The organism is Novosphingobium sp. NBM11, from assembly GCF_015390225.1.
In the GTDB taxonomy this organism is placed as follows: Bacteria; Pseudomonadota; Alphaproteobacteria; order Sphingomonadales; family Sphingomonadaceae; genus Novosphingobium.
Map to the genome: position 1 here is coordinate 3,137,094 of NZ_VUOG01000001.1, position 19,050 is coordinate 3,156,143.

General features: G+C 63.9%; 18 protein-coding genes. 14 read left to right on the forward strand and 4 right to left on the reverse strand.

Features of this window, described 5'->3' with window-relative positions; translation table 11 throughout:
* Positions 1–35: 35 nt before the first annotated feature.
* The 14 genes from F1640_RS15410 (at position 36) to F1640_RS15475 (ending at position 14,767) form a co-directional block, all read left to right on the forward strand.
* On the forward strand, positions 36–1,304 hold the full coding sequence (locus F1640_RS15410) for a TolC family protein (protein ID WP_194919977.1): 1,269 nt from the start codon (positions 36–38) through the stop codon (positions 1,302–1,304).
* Positions 1,301–2,458: an efflux RND transporter periplasmic adaptor subunit gene (locus F1640_RS15415; protein ID WP_060977358.1), complete on the forward strand. Its 1,158-nt coding sequence runs from the start codon at positions 1,301–1,303 to the stop codon at positions 2,456–2,458. Before F1640_RS15410 ends, F1640_RS15415 begins: the two co-directional genes overlap by 4 nt.
* Entirely contained in the window at positions 2,455–5,700 is a 3,246-nt protein-coding gene (locus F1640_RS15420) for an efflux RND transporter permease subunit (protein ID WP_194919978.1), read from the forward strand. The genes F1640_RS15415 and F1640_RS15420 overlap by 4 nt, the downstream gene beginning before the upstream one ends.
* Before the next feature lie 69 nt (positions 5,701–5,769).
* Positions 5,770–6,102 (forward strand): DUF190 domain-containing protein, encoded by a 333-nt coding sequence (locus F1640_RS15425; RefSeq protein WP_060977360.1) that lies wholly within the window; start codon positions 5,770–5,772, stop codon positions 6,100–6,102.
* A 30-nt stretch (positions 6,103–6,132) separates the two neighbouring features.
* A complete protein-coding gene (locus F1640_RS15430; protein ID WP_062344279.1) occupies positions 6,133–6,615 on the forward strand; it encodes an SRPBCC family protein in 483 nt (160 codons plus the stop codon).
* A gap of 152 nt (positions 6,616–6,767) precedes the next feature.
* The gene (locus F1640_RS15435) at positions 6,768–8,645 is read left to right on the forward strand and encodes a cation-translocating P-type ATPase (RefSeq protein WP_060978292.1); all 1,878 of its coding nucleotides are present in this window, start codon (positions 6,768–6,770) and stop codon (positions 8,643–8,645) included.
* 119 nt (positions 8,646–8,764) lie between these two features.
* Positions 8,765–9,460 carry a VIT family protein gene (locus F1640_RS15440; protein ID WP_060978293.1) on the forward strand — a complete coding sequence of 232 codons (696 nt, stop codon included), beginning with the start codon at positions 8,765–8,767 and terminating at the stop codon, positions 9,458–9,460.
* A 70-nt stretch (positions 9,461–9,530) separates the two neighbouring features.
* Positions 9,531–9,935 carry a YqaA family protein gene (locus tag F1640_RS15445; RefSeq protein ID WP_223806831.1) on the forward strand — a complete coding sequence of 135 codons (405 nt, stop codon included), beginning with the start codon at positions 9,531–9,533 and terminating at the stop codon, positions 9,933–9,935.
* A 63-nt stretch (positions 9,936–9,998) separates the two neighbouring features.
* Positions 9,999–11,315, forward strand: coding sequence for a histidinol dehydrogenase (gene hisD / locus F1640_RS15450; protein ID WP_060978295.1), 1,317 nt, complete (start codon positions 9,999–10,001; stop codon positions 11,313–11,315).
* A gap of 150 nt (positions 11,316–11,465) precedes the next feature.
* Positions 11,466–11,990, forward strand: coding sequence for a DUF2271 domain-containing protein (locus F1640_RS15455; protein ID WP_060978296.1), 525 nt, complete (start codon positions 11,466–11,468; stop codon positions 11,988–11,990).
* A 9-nt stretch (positions 11,991–11,999) separates the two neighbouring features.
* Positions 12,000–12,926 carry a DUF4198 domain-containing protein gene (locus F1640_RS15460; protein WP_223811304.1) on the forward strand — a complete coding sequence of 309 codons (927 nt, stop codon included), beginning with the start codon at positions 12,000–12,002 and terminating at the stop codon, positions 12,924–12,926.
* A 267-nt stretch (positions 12,927–13,193) separates the two neighbouring features.
* Positions 13,194–13,484: a hypothetical protein gene (locus F1640_RS15465; RefSeq protein WP_060978297.1), complete on the forward strand. Its 291-nt coding sequence runs from the start codon at positions 13,194–13,196 to the stop codon at positions 13,482–13,484.
* A 127-nt stretch (positions 13,485–13,611) separates the two neighbouring features.
* A complete protein-coding gene (locus F1640_RS15470) occupies positions 13,612–14,487 on the forward strand; it encodes a nickel/cobalt efflux transporter (protein WP_060978298.1) in 876 nt (291 codons plus the stop codon).
* Between the two features lie 13 nt (positions 14,488–14,500).
* Positions 14,501–14,767: a metal-sensing transcriptional repressor gene (locus tag F1640_RS15475; RefSeq protein WP_060978299.1), complete on the forward strand. Its 267-nt coding sequence runs from the start codon at positions 14,501–14,503 to the stop codon at positions 14,765–14,767.
* Positions 14,768–14,779: 12 nt separating this feature from the next.
* Here the strand turns inward: F1640_RS15475 and F1640_RS15480 are convergent, their stop codons facing one another.
* The 4 genes from F1640_RS15480 to F1640_RS15495 are packed head-to-tail and all read right to left on the reverse strand — an operon-like array spanning position 14,780 to position 18,953.
* On the reverse strand, positions 14,780–15,760 hold the full coding sequence (locus F1640_RS15480; RefSeq protein ID WP_060978300.1) for a YncE family protein: 981 nt from the start codon (positions 15,758–15,760) through the stop codon (positions 14,780–14,782).
* 9 nt (positions 15,761–15,769) lie between these two features.
* Positions 15,770–16,693 (reverse strand): DUF1259 domain-containing protein, encoded by a 924-nt coding sequence (locus F1640_RS15485; RefSeq protein WP_208597921.1) that lies wholly within the window; start codon positions 16,691–16,693, stop codon positions 15,770–15,772.
* A complete protein-coding gene (gene chrA, locus F1640_RS15490) occupies positions 16,690–18,102 on the reverse strand; it encodes a chromate efflux transporter (protein ID WP_060978301.1) in 1,413 nt (470 codons plus the stop codon). Before chrA ends, F1640_RS15485 begins: the two co-directional genes overlap by 4 nt.
* Entirely contained in the window at positions 18,099–18,953 is an 855-nt protein-coding gene (locus F1640_RS15495) for a sulfurtransferase/chromate resistance protein (RefSeq protein ID WP_060978302.1), read from the reverse strand. The genes chrA and F1640_RS15495 overlap by 4 nt, the downstream gene beginning before the upstream one ends.
* Positions 18,954–19,050: the final 97 nt, after the last annotated feature.

Here is a 19,050-nt window from a genome sequence, read left to right on the forward strand (position 1 = left end):
GGCGTTCCGCAAGCATAACCTCAAGGAAAATCCAAATGACCGATTATATCGGCCAACGGCGCGTTCGCGTGGCGCTGTTTGGCCTGTTCACGGCGGCCGGCGGCCTGATGTGCACAAGTGTAAACGCGCAAACCGCCCCGCCTTTCGCAGAACTCTTTCGCGAGACACAGGAAGCGCCGCGTCAGGTGATCCTGGAAGCAGATGTCGAACGCGCCGAGGGCCTGGCCCGGCAAGCACGGGCACGGCCCAATCCCAGCATTGGGGTGATGACCGAGAACATCGCCGGTCAACAGCCCTATAGAGGTTTCGACCGGGCCGAGAGCACACTGCAACTCAACCAGGTCATCGAGCTGGGCGGCAAACGCTCCGCGCGCATTGCGGCTGGCGAAGCGGGAGTCGTAGCCGCTCGCGCCAGGAGCAGGGATGGTCGCCTGGCCTATGCCTATGATCTTGCCCGCGCTTACGGCGCGGCGGAGATCGCTGATCGACGAATCACTCTGGCGGAAGATGAAGTCGAGGAGGCCGAGACTGACCTGCGTGCTGTACGCGCGCTCGTTGGGGCTGGAAAGGAAGCGCGGCTGCGCAGCCTTCAGGCCGAGACCGAGGTCAATTCTTTACGGGCATCCGTGGACACGGCGAAGGCCGAGCGGGTCGGCGCCTATGCGCGCCTTTCCGCGCTTGCTGGTCAGACGACACCGTTCACTACCTTGTCCGAACCTCTCCTGGGAAGGTTCGAGGCGCGGTCCGGCTATGGTCCCGTGGACCCGATGCAGACCGCACCTTACCTCGCCGCCAAGGCTGAGCGAGAGGCGGCAGCGCATCGTGTGATCGTGGCACGGCGTCAAGCAGTGCCGGACGTGACGGCGTCAGTCGGCGTCCGTCGTTTGGAAGTCGACAAGGCCAATGCGATCATCGCGGGGATAACTGTCCCCTTTCCGCTGTTCGATCGCAATCGCGGGAACATTGCCGCCGCCCAGGCGGAGCTACGCGGCGCGGAAGCGCGGGCAAATGCTACCTTGCTAGAATTGGAAGCAGAAATCAGCGCCGCTGTCGCCCTCAACGAAGCGGCGGACGCGCGTGTCGCAGCGGCCGAACAGACGCTGCGAACGGCAGACGAGACCTACCGGCTTGCTCGCATCGCCTACGAGTCCGGCAAGTCGCCCCTGATCGAACTCATCGCGGCAAGGCACGGGCTGGGACTTGCGCGCGGGGTCGTTCTCGACGCTGCCGCTGCCCGCCTCGATGCCCGCGCCAATCTCGCCCGTCTCCAGGGCCTCACCATCACCGGAGAACCGGTCCAATGAACGACAAGAACCGCCTCTATGCCGGTGCCGCCCTTGGGCTGGTCGCCGCCGCCGCGCTCGGCTTCGGTGCCGCGCGCCTCACGCAGCCTTCCGCCTCTGCTCCGGCAGCAGAAACGGAGTCGCAAGCTTCGGCTGCACCAACCGATACGATAGCCATATCGCAGCAGGGCATCGCCGCGTCACAGATCGGCATTGCTCCCGCCGCGTCCGGTGAACTGGACGCGGCGATCCCGGCCGCCGCCACGGTTGAAGCTACGCCGGATGCCGAGGCGGTGTTGACCGCAAGAGCGCCCGGCACCGTGACCCGAATCTTCAAGCGGATCGGCGATCCCGTCGGGCAAGGTGAAACCCTCGCTCTCGTTGAGAGCCGGGATGCTTCGACGATCGCCGCCGATCAGGCGGCGGCGGCGGCGCGCGTCACGCTCGCCAACCGCCAGCTCGCGCGTGAGCGGGGCTTGCTGGCGCAAGGTGTGAGTCCGAGAGCTGACTATGAAGCCGCCGAAGCGAATCTCGCCGTCGCACAGGCCGATGCCCGCCGGGCGAGCGCGGCTGCGGGCGCAGCAAGGGTGTCGAGAGACGGCCGCTCGGTCGCGGTGGTGAGCCCGGTCAGTGGCCGCATCACGTCGGCTCCCGCCAATCTCGGCCAGTTCGTCGCTGCGGAAACCGAACTGTTCCGCGTTGCCGATCCGCGCCGTCTGCAAATCACGGCCAGCATTCCTCCGGCAGACGCCGGGCGCGTGCGCACAGGCGATCGCGTCGAACTCACCGTCAGCGACGGCCGCACCATCGAGGGCCGCGTCCGGTCCGCGACCGGCGTGATCGATCCGCAGAGCCGGGCAGCGACCGTCGTCATCGAGCCGAAGGGTGACGCGGGCTTGCTCGCTCCGGGGCAGCTCGTCCAGGCGCGCATTTTTGCGAGCGGCGGTGCCGTCAAAGATGGCGTTATGGTGCCGCAGGATGCCGTGCAGACGATCGGGGATCGCACCGTCGTCTTCGTTCGGACCCGTGACGGCTTCAAGGCGCAGACGGTCCAGGCCGGCAGCCGCAGCGGCGGGCTCGTTGCCATCGTCTCCGGCCTCAAGGCCGGGACGCCGATCGCCACCACCAACGCTTTCCTGCTGAAAGCCGAACTCGAAAAGGAGTCGGCGGAATGATCGCGCGTATCCTCAGCCTCTCGGTGAGGGGGCGATGGTTCGTCGCCTTCCTCGTCCTCATCATCGTCGGCATCGGCGCATGGCAAATCACCAAACTGCCGATCGACGCCGTGCCCGACGTCACCAACCGTCAGGTGCAGATCAACACCTTCAATCCGACGCTTGGTCCCGTCGACATGGAAAAGCAGGTCACGTTTCCGGTCGAAACCGCGTTGGCCGGTATTCCCGGCCTCACCCTGACCCGATCACTGACGCGCAACGGATTCAGCCAGGTGACGGCGGTATTCACCGACGACACCAACATCTATTTCGCGCGGCAGCAAGTGACCGAACGGCTCGCCCAGGCAAGGGATAGCCTGCCTGCCGGCGTCCAGCCCAATCTGGCGCCGCTCAGCACCGGCCTCGGGGAGATTTTCTTCTACTCGGTCGCCTTCCGCCATCCCGACGGGAAGGGCGTGAAGATCGAGAACGGAAAGCCCGGCTGGCAGTCGGACGGCAGCTATCTCACGCCCGAAGGCGAGAAGCTGACGACCGAACTCGCCAAGGCGGCTTATCTGCGGACGGTGCAGGACTGGATCATTCGCCCGCAGATGCGGACGGTGCAGGGCGTGGCCGGCGTCGATTCCAACGGCGGCTATGTGAAGCAGTATCTCGTCCAACCCAACCTCAATGCGCTGGCTTCCTATGGTCTCTCGATCACGGAGCTGGCAGACTCGCTGGAGCGGGCCAACCTCTCTGCCGGTTCCAATTACATTCGGCGGGCCGGTGAAAGTTTCCTTGTCCGCGCCGACGCACGCCTCAAGTCGATCCAGGACATTGAGGAGGCGGTCGTAGCCACGCGCGCCGGCGTGCCGGTGCGTGTGAAGGATGTCGGTCACGTCGAGATCGGTGGCGCGGTCCGCACCGGCTCGGGCCGCCGCATGGGATCGGAGGCGGTCATTTCGACCGTGCTGATGCTGACCGGCAGCAACAGCCGGATCGTTGCCACCAGCGCGGCAGACAAGCTCACGGAAATCAACCGGGCACTTCCACCCGACGTCTTCGCGGAGCCCGTTTACAATCGTTCCAAGCTCGTCAACGCCACCATCGCCACTGTCGAGAAGAATCTCGTCGAAGGCGCTTTGCTCGTCATCGTCGTCCTGTTCCTGCTGCTGGGCAATATCCGTGCAGCGCTCATCACCGCGGCAGTGATCCCGATCACCATGCTCATGACCGCTACCGGCATGAACAGGCTCGGCGTGTCGGGAAACCTCATGAGTCTCGGCGCGCTCGACTTCGGCTTGATCGTCGACGGCGCGGTCATCATCGTGGAGAACGCGCTCAGACGCCTTGCGGAGCGGCAGGAGCATGAAGGACGGCTTCTTACCCGATCCGAACGCATGGAGGAAACCACACTCGCCGCACAGGAGATGATCCGGCCGACCGTCTATGGCCAGCTCATCATCTTCCTGGTCTTCGTGCCGCTGCTCACCTTCCAGGGCGTCGAGGGTAAGACCTTCGCGCCGATGGCGATCACCCTGATGGTGGCGCTCGCGTCCGCCTTCGTGCTGTCGCTGACCTTCGTGCCCGCCATGATCGCGCTCGTGATCACCGGCAAGGTCAGCGAGACGGAGGTGAAGCCGATCCGCTGGTTCAAGGAGAAATACGCGCCACTCCTGACCAAAGCGGTGGCGCATCCACTGCCGTTTGTCGCCAGTGGCGCGGGCGTGTTCGTGGCGGCGATATTCGCCTTCGGCCTGCTCGGCGAGGAGTTCATGCCGCAGCTCGACGAGAAGGACATCACCGTTACCAACTTCCGCGTGCCCTCGGCCTCAATCGACCAGTCGACGCAGATGCAGCTTCAGATAGAAAATGCGCTGAAATCGCTACCGGAGGTGGCATTGGTCTTTTCCAAGAACGGCAACGCCGACCTTGGCACCGACCCGATGCCGCCCAACGCCTCGGACACCTATGTCATCCCCAAGCCCGAGGATGAGTGGCCGGCCGAGGTCAAGTCGAAGGAGGACATCCTTAAGCGAATCGAGGAACGGATGAAGCCGCTGATCGGCAATCGCACCGAGATTCAGCAGCCCATTCAGATGCGCTTCAACGAACTCATCGCCGGCGTGCGCGCGGATGTCGCGGTCAAGCTCTATGGCGACGACCTCGGCGCGATGAGTGCCCAGGCCAACCGGATCGCCGGTATCCTTCGCTCGATACCGGGCGCCGGTGACGTCAGCGCAGAGCAAACATCGGGTGCGCCGACCTTCGACGTTAAGATCGATCGGCAGGCTGCGGCGCGTTACGGCCTGTCGGTCGAGGAGGTGGCGAACACCGTCGCCGCCGCGCTCGGCGGGCGCGAGGCCGGGCTGCTGTTCGAGGGCGATCGGCGCTTCTCAGTGGTGGTGCGACTGCCGGACGCGCAGCGCGACGATCTGGAAACGCTTGGCGCGATTCCGGTCATGCTGCCCGCAGGACCGGGCGAGGTCGCGCGCTCGATCGCGCTGCGCGAGGTGGCACGGTTCAGCTACACACAAGGGTTGAACCAGATCAGCCGTGAGAACGGCAAGCGCATGGTCGTCGTGCAGGTCAATGTGCGCGGTCGCGATCTCGGGGGCTTCGTCACCGAAGCCCAGGAGAAGATCGGCCAGCTCAATCTGCCCGCTGGCATGTATACCGATTGGGGCGGCACGTTTGAAAGCCTCCAGTCGGCACGTTTGCGCCTGCTGATTGTGGTTCCGATCTGCTTCCTCGCCATTTACGCACTGCTTTACATGGCGCTCGGCGGCTTCGTGCCGGCGGCGATCGTGTTCTCGGCAGTGCCGATGGCGCTGGCGGGTGGGGTGTTTGCGCTGCTGTTGCGTGGCATACCCTTCTCGATCACGGCGGCGGTTGGGTTCATCGCCCTGTCGGGCGTCGCCGTGCTCAACGGCCTCGTCATGATGAGCGCGATCCGAAAGCGGCGTGACGATGGCGTCGATGAGGATGAAGCGATCATCGGCGGCGCGATGGAACGTGTCCGGCCAGTGCTGATGACCGCATTGGTCGCCAGCCTCGGCTTCGTGCCGATGGCGCTCGCCACGGGCACCGGCGCCGAGGTGCAGCGTCCGCTCGCGACAGTCGTGATCGGGGGCCTCATCACCTGCACGGCGCTCACCCTGCTGGTCCTGCCGGCGATCACTGCGCTCATGTCCCGCTACATGGCCGGGCGCGGGCAAAGGGATGAGCGCGCAGAGCCGCATGAGCCCTTGCCGGCCAACTAGCAAGAGGGGCCGGCGGCGAACCGCAAACGTCGTCGGCCCCTCGACACGAAACGAAGAGAGGACAGCGTTATGACAGCCAAATCCTATTCCTTGCTCCGTATCTTCACCGATGAACTGGCGATGAGCGGCGACCGTCCCGTGTTCGAGGTGATTCTGGAGAAGGCGAAAGCGCATAAACTGCTTGGAGTGACGGTCCTGAACGGGCGTGTCGGCTTCGGGCATTCCAAACTGATTCATGCCTCTGGCTTCCTCGATCGCAATGATCCCCTGGTCGTTGAAATCGTCGACGAAGACGAGCGCCTTCGGACGTTCGTGACGGAGATCAACACCATACGTAGCATCGGGCTCATCACGATCGCGCCGGTCGAGACATTGCTCGGCGCGCGCGACGATCAAGCCTGAAAAGGCCGTCGAGACGTCGGGAGCTGAGCCATGTTCACCGTCGAGAATGAAACCGTCATCCACACGTCGCTTCCGCGGGTTTGGACCGCCATCACGAGGTTTGACGATTACCCTCGCTGGCATCCTTTCGTCAGAATAACCGGTTCGCTGACGTCGGATACAAAGGTCGATTATTCGTTCCGCATGAAGACAGGCAATGCGCCTTTCCGAACCGTCGATGCCCGCATTGTAACGGTAGATGAGCAGCGGTGCTTTGCCCTGCGCTTCGGTCTGGGAAAGCTTTTCGCACTGGAGGAAAGCTACCTGCTCTCTGCAATCCCCCCAGGCGCGCGCGTGGTCCACAGTTTCCGCTGCACGGGGCTTTTATCCTTGCTGCCGCTCAAAGGTGCGAAGCGACTTTTCGGTTCGTTGCTCAGGGCCGAGGACCGCTTGCTCGCGCGGCATCTTGCGCTCCGCAGGCCGTCAACTGCACCCAGGCGTCGCGCCAGGAAGGGCTTTCGCTCCGGTGCTTAAAATCGAGATTGGTTCGGGCCTGCCCCTTGAGGTCTGAACCACGCCGCGGGCGCTCGCCCCCGCGCTCGCGGCGAAATGTCCCCTCAGGGTGCGGGAAACGGGAGCCTCTATCGGGCGAACGGAAAAATGAAGCGACAGGAGGCAGCGTTACGATGAGTGAGGCAGTTGAACCCCGGGAAGACGGTGCGACCTGGCGCGACCTGATGACACGGGAACGCTGGATCGAAATTGGCCGGATACTGCTTACCGGCACGGTGGCGCTGCTGTATTGGCAACAGCTTGTGCCGATCCAGGTGCTTTGGGCTGCGGTCGTCATCGGCCTCTATCCGCTGGTCAGGACAGGGCTCGCCGACCTCATAACTGAACGTAAGATCGGCACCGAGATCTTCGTGACGATCGCGACCATTGTCGCGATATTCGGCGGCGAAACTGTGGCCGGCGCCGTCCTAATGGTCATCATTCTCATTGCGGAGTTCATTGCCGACCTCAATACCGATCGCGCTCGCGCCTCGATCAAGGCGCTGATCGGGTCCGTGCCCCAAACCGCGATCGTGCGGGATAACGGGTCGGAGCGCACGGTGCCGATCGCGGCGCTCAAGGCGGGCAACATCGTCCTCGCGCGAACCGGCGAGAAAATCCCGGTCGATGGCGTGGTCGTCGGCGGGCGAGCCTCGGTCAACCAGGCACCGATCACCGGTGAAAGCGTCCCCCAGGACAAGACGGAGGGTGCAGAGGTGTTCGCCGGCACCATCGTTGAAGCCGGCGCGCTCGACATCCGAACCGAAAAGGTCGGCGGCGATACGATCTTCTCCCGCATCATCGCGCTGGTCGAAAATGCCGAAGCCGAGGCTGCCCCCGTGCAGAAGCTGGCCGACAAGGTCGCGGGATGGCTGATCCCGGTCGTGTTCGTCTTCCTGATCGTCGTTTTTCTGGTGACGCGCGACGTCTCCAAGATCGTGACCTTGTTGATCTTCACCTCGCCGGCAGAGCTTGGCCTGGCGACGCCGATCGTCATGATCGCCGCGATTGCCAGGGCTGCTCGCAGCGGCATTCTCATCAAGGGCGGGCTCTATCTTGAGCAACTCGCCAAGGCAGACGCGATCGCCTTTGACAAGACCGGCACGCTGACCGCCAACAAGCCGTTAGTGGTCGACGTCAAGGTGACCAATCCAGATTTTTCGGAAACGACACTGCTGCGGATCGCGGCCGCCGCCGATCGCCGCTCAGCCCACCCTTTGGCCAAGGCGGTGGTCGAGGCGGCCGCCGAGGACGGAATCACAGTGCCGGAACCGGAAAACTACGAGCAGGTTCAGGGTCGAGGCGTTAGGGCGACCGTGGAAGGCAGAACCGTTCTCGTAGGTAATCCGGCTTTACTTCGCGAGAACGGCGTGTCCATCGCCTATGCTGTCGAAGATCGGGATCGCACGCCCGTCCACGTCGCGGTTGACGGCCGGTTTTGCGGGATCATCTTCATCGCCGATACGCTGCGCCCAGGGGCGCGAGAAGCCATCGCCGCTTTGAAGGAAAATGGCGTCAGACATATCGTCATGCTGACCGGCGACAATCAGACGACTGCTAACGCGATTGCGAGAGACTTGGGTGTCGATGAGGTCAAGGCCGACCTGATGCCCGAAGACAAAGTCGCCATGATCGCCGACTTGCAGAAGCGCGGCTATAAGGTTGCGATGGTGGGTGACGGCGTCAACGACGCGCCGGCACTCGCGCGTGCCGACATTGGCATCGCCATGGGCGGCGGCGGCACGCAGGCGGCGTTGGAAGCCGCTGACATCGCACTGATGACCGACGACCTCGGCAAGATTGTTGGCGCGCGCACTATCGCGCGTCGCGCCTATCGGACCGTCCAGGAAAATCTCTGGGTCGGTGTCGGAGTGGTCCATGTGCTTGGCATCACCGCCGCGCTCATGGGCTGGATTGGACCAATCCAGGCGGCGTTCATCCATCTGGGACCAGACGTTCTCGTGTTCCTTAATTCGGTCAAGCTTCTGCGCGTCAGGATTGCGGAAGCATGATGGAGGGGTCTCGGCGTTGGCCACCGAGTGCTGAGTCCTTCGGGCATAAGTGCGGAAACAGTCCGCGCCATGGGCGTCTCACTGGATGCCCATCGCGAACGAGGCAGGGAGACTGAGGCATGCGACATCCGAGCGAACGGCATCTGGTGCAGCGGGTCGGCTGGCTGCGAGCGGCAGTGCTCGGCGCTAATGACGGCATCATTTCAACCTCCAGCCTGGTGGTCGGCATCGCTTCGGCCCAGACGAGTTCGTCGACGGTAATGCTGACCGGCGTCGCAGCGCTTATCGCCGGCGCAATCTCGATGGCGGCGGGTGAGTATGTCTCGGTGAGCAGTCAGGCCGATGTCGAAGGCTCCGACCGGCTGCGCGAAACGCGCGAACATGCATCAGACCCCGAGGAGGAACGCCGCGAACTGGCCGCTGTCTATGAAGCGCGCGGGCTTGCACCCGACCTCGCCGTCCAGGTCGCCGAGCAGTTGATGCGCAGCGATCCGGTCGGCGCGCACATGCGTGACGAGCTTGGCATCACGTCCGAATTGGCGGCACGGCCGATCCAGGCGGCACTGGCGTCGGCGGCAACCTTCTGCGCAGGTGCGATCATACCGGTGTTAATGGTCGGCGTGGTCCCGCGCGCCTCGCTGGTCATCGCAATCACGATCGCGACGCTCGTCCTCCTCGCCATTCTCGGCGCGATCGGCGCAAGGGCAGGCGGCGCGTCGATGTGGCGTGGCGCGGTGCGGGTGACCTTCTGGGGCGCGATCGCGCTGGCAGCCACGGCGGGCATCGGCCACCTGTTCGGCACGACTGTGCAGTGAAGGATGCGAACCGCTATGCCTTCTGTCGATCGCGATGATCGCTATAGCGGCGCCCTATGCCGGGTTGTTCGTGACAGCGTTCGTCGCCGCGACCCTGCTGCCTGCACAGTCCGAAATCCTGCTCTCGGCGATGGCGATCAGTGGGCGATACGATCTGCTCCTGCTGCTGTTAAGTGCGACGGCAGGAAACACGCTCGGTTCGCTTTTCAATTGGCTGCTCGGACGCGGTTTCGAACGGCTGCGCGACCGGCGCTGGTTTCCGTTCAAGGCCGCCACGGTCGAGAAGGCCGTTTGCTGGTATGCCCGGTGGGGCAAATGGTCTCTCCTGCTTTCCTGGGCGCCGATTGTAGGAGATCCGCTAACCTTTGCGGCCGGATTGCTACGCACGCCTTTACGGGTCTTCCTGCCGCTGGTGTTGCTGGCCAAAGGCGGGCGCTATGCCGTGCTGCTGATCGCGGTCGAGGCTGTGCGGTAATCTGCGAAAGCTGCTGCGTGTCGCCTCACCAAATTCAGCGCCCAACAAGTGGAAGTGTGAAGCATGGTTCGAAGATTTTTTGCGGACGCCCCTGATTTCAAATTGGATTTTGACGCACTGGTGGAAGCGCGGCGCGAAGCCGACGAGGATGTCTCGGTGGTCGTGCGCGAGGTGATCGCGGCTGTTCGCCGGGACGGCGACGATGCGTTGCGCGCCTATACTTGGAAGTGGGATCGGCACGACCTCGACCAGACCGGATGGACGATCGGCCGCGACGTTTGCGAGAGGGTGTTCCGCGACCTCGACCCTGACTTGCGTATGGCCCTGGAACTTGCCGCGCGGCGGATTGCCACCTACCATGAAAGGCAGTTGCCCACGGACAGCGACTATGTGGACGGTGCTGGCGTCCGGCTCGGCGCGCGATGGCGGGCAGTGGAAAGCGCCGGTATCTATGTGCCGGGGGGCCGAGCCACTTATCCCTCATCGGTGCTGATGAACGCGATTCCTGCCGCCGTTGCGGGCGTAAGTCGCGTGGTGATGGCGACCCCGATGCCCGATGGCATCGCCAACCCGCTGGTGCTGGCGGCGGCCTACCTCGCCGGCATTGACGAGGTGCGTCCGATTGGCGGTGCACAAGCGGTCGCCGCGCTGGCTTACGGCACTGGGTCGATCCCACGCGTCGATGTCATCACCGGTCCGGGCAATGCCTGGGTCGCCGAAGCCAAGCGGCAGGTTTACGGTGTCGTGGGAATCGACATGGTCGCGGGTCCATCCGAGATTGTCGTCCTGGCGGATGGAGCGAACGATGCGGATTGCATCGCCGCCGACCTTCTCAGTCAGGCCGAACATGATCCGACGAGCCAGTCGATCCTCATCACCAACGATCGGGCCTTCGCCGACCACGTCGCTGCGGCGGTCGAAGTGCAACTCGGCACCCTCGCCACTTCGGCGGTGGCGCGTTCCTCGTGGGAAGCGCATGGCGCGATCATTGTCGTCCCTGCTCTCGACGATGCCATACCACTCATCGATGCGCTTGCGCCCGAACATCTCCAGATCGCCACCCCTCGACCTCGCCATCTTTTTGACCGTGTCGCACATGCTGGCTCGGTCTTTCTCGGCCAGCATACGCCGGAAGCTATCGGCGACTATATCGCTGGCCCCAATCACGTCCTGCCAACAGGGCGCCGGGCGCGGTTCGCCTCAGGACTATCGGTGCTTGATTTCATGAAGCGCACCAGCGTTATCGAGCTGGACGAACGGGCTTTACGAGAACTCGGTCGTGCAGCCGTGACCCTTGCCGAGGCTGAAGGACTGCCCGCCCATGCTGCATCTGTGGGTCGCCGTCTTGAATGGAATAGCCGTTCTTACAATCGGAGTTAAGGTGCACGAACATGCGCTCTTCCCATTTGACGATGCAATATTGATGAACGCAAGTCCCTTTTGTTGCGAATGCGAATTGTTTGCGCTACGTGGGTGATGTTGAATTGGACCTTGGGCTTCTTAGAAGCAATCGAAATCAGGGATATATGCATGCGTTTTCGCTTGACGGGATTGACTGCGGCGGCTCTCGGCTCAAGCGGCTTTGGGGTAACGCCAGCTGGCGCGCAGACGATTGACCTTTCGTTCACGCTGCCGCGATTGTCGGTTGCCGAATATCATCGCCCCTATGTGGCGGTCTGGCTGGAGAAGGCGGGCAGCGCTCCCCGGACCCTCAGCATTCTCTATGATGTCGACAAGCGCAACAATGCGGGCGCCAAATGGCTGCGCGACGTGCGTCTTTGGTGGCGTGCTGCCGGACGAATGCTCAGTGTTCCTGCCGACGGCGTGAGCGGCGCAACCCGTCCGGCCGGATCGCATACGCTCAGCTTCACCGCCGGTCGGGGAGGTATGCCCGCGCTGACACCGGGGAACTATGTCCTCGTCGTCGAAGCAGCACGCGAGGCCGGTGGACGCGAAGCGGTGCGTCTGCCCTTCACCTGGTCGGGAACCCAGGCAACTGCATCGACGAGCGGCAAGTTCGAGCTTGGCCGCGTCTCACTGAACGCCCGGCGTTAAGGGGGAGCTATGCCTGTGAAGATGATCCGCACGTCGATCCTGTCGGCCCTCGCCATGGGAGCCGCGCTTGCGCCGATCGCTGTCGAGGCAGCGCCCCGGTCGTGGATGCTTCCTTCCGAGACCATGTTCGTCGGTAGCGGCGACGAATGGCTGACGGTCGATGCGGCCCTATCGACGGACCTCTATTATTTCGATCACGCCGTGCAGAATTGGGAACCGTTCGCGCTCGCGCCGGATGGCAGCAAGGTAGCGGTCGAGAACAGCGCGAAGGGCCGCCTGCGTCAGACTTTCGATGTCCATGTCGTGCAGCCCGGCACCTACAAGATCGCAATCGTTTCTGAATCGGTGAGCGGCAGCTACCTGCTGAACGGAGAACGGAAGATGCTTCCGCGCGGGACCACGCCTGCAACGCTCGCTCAAGCTGTGCCCGCCGGGGCGACCGATGTATGGAGCGCGGTCAATACGAGCCGCATCGAGACCTTTGCGACCGCTGGAGAGCCGACCACCGCGGTTTTCAAGCCGACCGGCAAGGGACTTGAGATGGTTCCGGTTACGCACCCTACCGAACTGGCGAGCGGCGAGGCTGCCACTTTCCAGTTCCTGCTTGATGGCAAGCCGGCGGCCGACCTTTCCGTGAGCGCGGTAAACGGTGGCGTTCGCTATCGCGATGGCATTCAGCAGCTTGATCTCACGACCGATGCCGAGGGCAAGGTCACGATCACTTGGCCGGACGCCGGTATGTGGTGGGTAAACGTCGCCAGCGGCGGTGGACGGAGCGCGGCCGGCCCCGGTGGTTCTGCGCCCCAAGCCAGTGCCAAGGCTGAACAGCCACTGGCTGCTGGTAATCTGCCCGGAGGCGAAGGAGCACCGCGCCCGATTGCGCCACCGCGGCCACGATCGTCTTATTCCATGACTGTCGAAGTTCTTCCGTCATAGACTCGACTGCGGCGGCGGCCCATCCGAATTGATTCGAATGTGCAAGCATTAGGGCGGTGTTACAGCGTAAATGTAGTGTTCATCATCGCGGGTCACCACATACCGTTGGTTTCCGCCGAAAATGACCTATAAACCGCCTTTGCTACGCCAGCGTAGTGACAACGGCGATCGATGACGGTCATGGAGTTCAAATCGATTGCGGAGATTCTGGCTACGTATCCGCGACCAGCATTCCGAAGGGACGGTGCAGTCTGACCGGCTTGATATTTGCTGGATCACAATGCCGATGCCCATCCGGGCACCGGCATTGCGTTTGCCTACGAGGTCGCCAACTTGGCCTTTGGCATGGGACCGATCTTCAGGCGGGCTGTCCAAGCCGTAATCGCCGGCAGCACCAGCCTGGCCTTCGGCCGCCGGCAGCATGACCGGGATGACGCCAAGCGTTTCAAGATCGTCGCGCTGGGCATCCGGCAAGCGGACCACCACCGCGAACCGCCGATCGCCCTCGAACAGGGCGATCGAGGGTTTCAAGGCAATCTCGCGCTACTTGTAGATTGAGCCAGCGGGCGCCGATGCTCATCAGGCGATGAGGAGTAATCTCCAGAACACAATAAGGTTCGTTTATCGATAAATATCCTATCCAGGGGGATGGGATGATGCGAAAGCTCATGCTAAACGCCACGCCATGACCTCTCTTGCAGACCTGCTTCAACAAAGCGCCGCCCATGCGTGGCTGTTTGTGCCTACCGCCATCTTGCTCGGCGCGCTGCACGGGCTCGAACCGGGCCATTCGAAGACGATGATGGCGGCCTTCATCATCGCGGTCAGGGGAACAGTGCGCCAGGCCGTGCTGCTGGGTTTGGCGGCGACGCTCTCCCATACGGTCGTGGTCTGGGTCGTGGCGCTCGGCGGCATGTGGCTGTTCGGCGGCCTCAACGCGGAAGCGACCGAACCCTATTTCCAGCTCGCATCCGGCGTGCTGATCGTCGTGATCGCCGCCTGGATGCTATGGCGCACCCGCCGCGAGCAGATTGCAGCCGAACACTATCACCACGATCATGGGCACCATCACGGCCACTCCCACGGCCACGGGCATAATCATCACGGCGATCACGACCACCATGAACATGAAGAATTCGAGGAAGCCGAGGAACGCGGCCTGGAGGTTGCGACCGGCGGCTTTGTCGATGCGCACGAAATGGCCCATGCAGAGGACATCCGGCGCCGCTTCGCGAACAGCAATGTCACCACCGGCCAGATCATCCTGTTCGGCCTGACCGGCGGTCTGATCCCATGCCCGGGCGCGATCACCGTGCTGCTGCTCTGCCTCCAGCTCCAGCGGCTCGCGCTGGGCGCCGTGCTGGTGTTGTGCTTTAGCATCGGGCTTGCCATCACCATGGTCGCGTCGGGCGTCATCGCCGCGATCAGCGTCAAGCAGGTGACGAAGCGCTGGAGCGGTTTTGGCGAGATCGTCCGCAAGGCGCCCTATGTTTCGGGTGGGGTCATCCTGATCGTCGGCCTCTATGTCGCCGTTCACGGATGGATCGCGCTACCGCATTGAGCAGGACATTTGCATGAGCCATGCCGCCAATCCCGATCTTCTCAACCGCCTGAAGCGCGCGCAGGGCCATCTCGCCAAGATCGTCGAAATGGTTGCCGAAGGCCGGGACGGCCTCCAGATCGCGCAGCAGATGCAGGCGGTGGTCGCTGCGCTCGACAAGACCAAGACACTGCTGGTCAGCGATCATATCGAACATCATCTGGAGGAACTGGTCGGGCCGTTGCCCAAGGCGACGCGCGACGAACTGGCTAAGCTGGGTGAACTGGCCAAATATCTCTGACGCCGCCGTGCTTCAGCGCTGGGGCTGCGCGAGATTCAGTTTGAGCGCCCAGATCGCGGCGGGATGACCATGGGCCGGAACCGCCACGAACAATCGGTCCAGCTCCGGCACATAGAGCCCGGTGCGTGCGCCGCCAGCAGTTTGCGCCCACGCGCTCTGTCCATCGGCGCCGATCACATCGACATGGCCGGCGCCGCAGACCAGCAGGATATGATCGCGCACCAGGAATAGATCGTCGGCATCACCGCAAGCTGATCCGAGGGAGAGCGTTTGGCCGCTCGCTGTATCGATCGTCGCCAGCGCCGCCGGGAGCCGATAGGCGATCACGATCCGGTTGCCTGACGGCTCGACCGCCATCGGGAAGTTAAGCCGGTGCAGTCCGGTCGGCCAGCGTGCCAGTTGTTTTCCCTGGTCGATGTCGGCCGCGATCACCGAGCCGTCATCGGGGATATTGATATAGGCGCGCGATCCGGACAGCCGAAACCCCTCCGGATGGCCGGGCAGCGCCAATCGGGCGAGAACCGTGTGACGGACGGGATCGATCGTGGCGAGGCCGCCCTTGCCATAGCCGACGATGACATGGCCGTTGCGCGGATCGACCCGCACATTGTCGGCATCGTCCTCAAGCGCGATCCGCGCCCGCTCGTGAAGCTCTGTGTCATAGAAGCGGACCGAGCCGTCACCGCAGGCGACCACCAATTCGTGGGTCGCCGGAAGCCAGGCGACGCCCTGCGGTTCGCCAAGGCCGGCGATGCGGCCGATGACCTTGCCGGCCTCAAGATCGACCTCATCGACCGTGCCGTTGGCGATCTCGGCAACGAACAGCCGATGGTCCGCCAGATCGACCGCCAGATGGTCGATGCGCCCCCTGGTGTCGGGGAGCGAGATCGTTCGCTCCAGCACGAGAGGGGAGTGCGGATCGGTCGGTTGTGCCTGGCTGCACCCCGGCAGCGCCAGCAGCAGTGCCGCTGCACATCCCCTCCAGGGTTTCATCGCTGCGCCCTAGTTCGCCGCGACCGCGACATGGCTGAGCGCGGCGGTCAACCCGCGCGCGAGCTTCTGCGCGTCGTCATTGGCCCAGAAGTGCATGAAGAACAGGCGCGGCTCGTCGTCGAGCATGTGGTTGTGGAGCGCCGTCACCTCGATCCCGTTCTGCCGCAACTCGCGCAGCACCGGATTGACCTCCGACGCTGTCAGCACGAAGTCGCCGGTGATCGCCGCCTTGCCGCCGCCGGTTGGCTGGAAGTTGATGGCGATGGCCGCGCCCATCGCGGGCGGTAACGCCATCCCACCATCGCGCGGTGCCTCGGCACGGGGAATGCCGAATGCATAGACGCCGCCGCCGATCTTGCCCTTGTGGCCCATGATGCGGTCGAGCGCGGCGGTGTCGAGGTCGATCGTCTCCGGCGCGGCGGGGCTTGCCGCCGGAGGCGCGGACAAGGGCGTGCCGCTCAGCGCCAGCGCATCGTGCAGCACCTTGGCGAGTTGCGCCGGATCGCCATGCCCGGCGATGTGCATATACATGGTGTGGGGTGTGTTCCGCAGCAGATGGTTGTGGAGCGCGGTGATCTCGATTCCGCCGGCGACAAGCTTGGCCATCACCGGATTCACTTCGGTATCGGTGAGCACCAGATCGCCCATGACCATCGCCTGACCCCCGCCATGCGGTACGAACGCCAGCCAGGAGCCGAGCGCCAGCGCCGGTTTCAAGGTCACGCCGTCGAGCACCACATGCAGGTCGCTGCGCGGCAGGCCGATGCGATAGACACCGCCCGGCATCTCGGCGCCCGGTTTGCCGATGGCGGTGGCGACCGCCTGTTCCCAGGGTTCAGCCGCCAATGCGGGCGAACTCAGAGCGAGAAGCCCCAACAGGCCGAACGTGGTGATACGCTTCATCATGATCTCCTTGAGCAGCAGCGGGATCATTGGACCACGCCTGACAGATAGAGGGCCGCACCGATCGCGGAACTTGCCGCGAGGACCGGGATCATCCCGACCTTGAACCGGAACACGGCTATCGCGGCGCCGGCGGCCAGCAGCGCCGCCGGGAGGTAAAGCGAGGTCAGAACCGGGAAGTCGAAGGCGAACCGCGCGACCCGGACCACCCGCACGTCCTGGAACAAGGTGTGGATCGCAAACCAGACGGCAAGGTTGAGGATCACGCCCACGACGGCCGCCGTGATCGCGCTGAGTGCGGCCGAGAGCGTCCGGTTGCCGCGCAACTGCTCGACGAACGGCGCACCCGCGAAGATCCACAGGAAGCAGGGCATGAACGTCACCCATGTCGTCAGGATCGCGCCCAGCGTGGCCGCGACCAATTGCGGCAATGCGCCCGCATCGCGAAACGCCGCGAGGAAGCCGACGAACTGCGTGACCATGATCAGCGGCCCCGGCGTCGTCTCGGCCAGGCCAAGGCCGTCGAGCATCTCGCCGGGCCTGAGCCAATGATAGGTGCCTACCGCTTCCTGCGCGACATAAGCCAGCACGGCATAAGCGCCGCCGAATGTAACCATCGCCATCTGGCTGAAGAAGGTTGCGATGCGCGTGAACACGTCATCGGGGCCGAGAAGCACCAGCAGCGCGATGACCGGCGCGAGCCAAAGGAACAGGAATGTCCCGGAAATCTTGAGCGACCAGCCAAGGTTGGGCTTGGCATGATCCGGCAGGCTTTCGCCGAGCGCGGTATCGCGGTCATGGACGACATTCCCGCCCGCGCTCCCATGTCCGCCGCCGCCCTTGAAGGCCGACAAGCCCAGCCGTCCGCCGACATAGCCGCCGATGCCCGCCGCTAGGACGATCAGCGGAAAAGGCGCATTGAGGAAAAAGATCGCGACAAAGGCGGCCGCCGCGATCCCGCGCATGACGTTGTTCTTGAGAGCACGCGATCCGACCCGCACCACCGCCTGGATCACCACCGCGAGGACCGCCGCCTTCAAGCCGAAGAACAACCCGGTGATCAGCGGCACATGGCCGAGCAGCACATAGAGATAACTGAGGCCCAGGATTGCGAGGAAGCCGGGCAGCACGAACAGTCCGCCTGCGACCAGACCGCCCTTGGTCTTGTGAAGCAGCCAGCCGATATAGGCGGCAAGCTGCTGCGCTTCGGGGCCGGGCAGCAACATGCAATAGTTGAGCGCGTGCAGAAAGCGCTCCTCACCGATCCAGTGCTTCTCCTCGACGAGGATGCGGTGCATTACCGCGATCTGGCCAGCGGGGCCGCCGAAGCTCAGCGATGCGATCCGCGCCCAGACGCGCACGGCTTCACCAAATGTGATGCCGTGATCCGGCGTGCCTGCTTCGCTGCCTACGGGCAGTTCCGTCACCGCGCCGCTCATGGCCGCACCTGCGCTTTGGCGCGGGCTTTCGCGGGCTGGTGCGAGACCCAATTATGGGTTTCGTCGGTCGCGTCGCGGCACCAGCGATAGAAGGCGTCGTAGAGGAGCATCCCGGCCTCGAGCTGTTCCTGATCGTCGGCATACATGCGCGACAGGCCGAGCGAGGCGGCAAGCAACCCGTCCGCTTCGGGCACGAGGTCGGGGCGGCCGGTATCGGCACCGCGCACGATCGGCGCGAGGCGTTTGAGTGACTCATGACCGCTGAGGCCGAATGCCTCGACCATGACGTCGAAGGTGCATAGCTCACCCCGATGGCTCCAAGTGACGCCTTCGCCTTCGATGTCGAAGGGAGCGGCGCCAAAGCGCTCGGCGACGCCCTGAACCTCGGAGGGCGCCACGAACAGGAAGATCGCGCTCGGATCGATGAAGCGGCGGATCAGCCACGGGCAGGCGATCCGGTCCACCTTGGGGCGACCGCGCGTCACCCAGACGGTCCGTCCCTCGGCATCGCGGGGCGGCAGCACGGTGTTCGGCACCATTGGAAGACCAGAGTTCGCCCATCCGGCCACACCGCCCTCCAGCGCCTCCGCTGACACGCCGTCGTGGCGCAGCCGGGCGGCGACGCCTTGGCTCAGCGATCCACCGTCCCGACAAGCAACAACGACCGACTGGCCGTGGAATGCTCGTGCCCAGGCGCTGACATCGCTGGCGGACCTTCGCAACGATCCAGGGATCAGCAGCGGTTCGGCCGAGAATTCCTCCTCGGGTCGAACGTCGATCAAAACAGGCCCGGTCGGAATACCGACCAAGCGAACGAGTTTATCCGGTGAGATCGTGTTGAGAACAGACATGATGCGTCCTTGTTGAAAGTAGGACGCGATTCTTGAGCCTGTCGCCTCGTGGGGAGACCGCGATCCCCATATTCAAATCATGGCAAATGCCGCATGG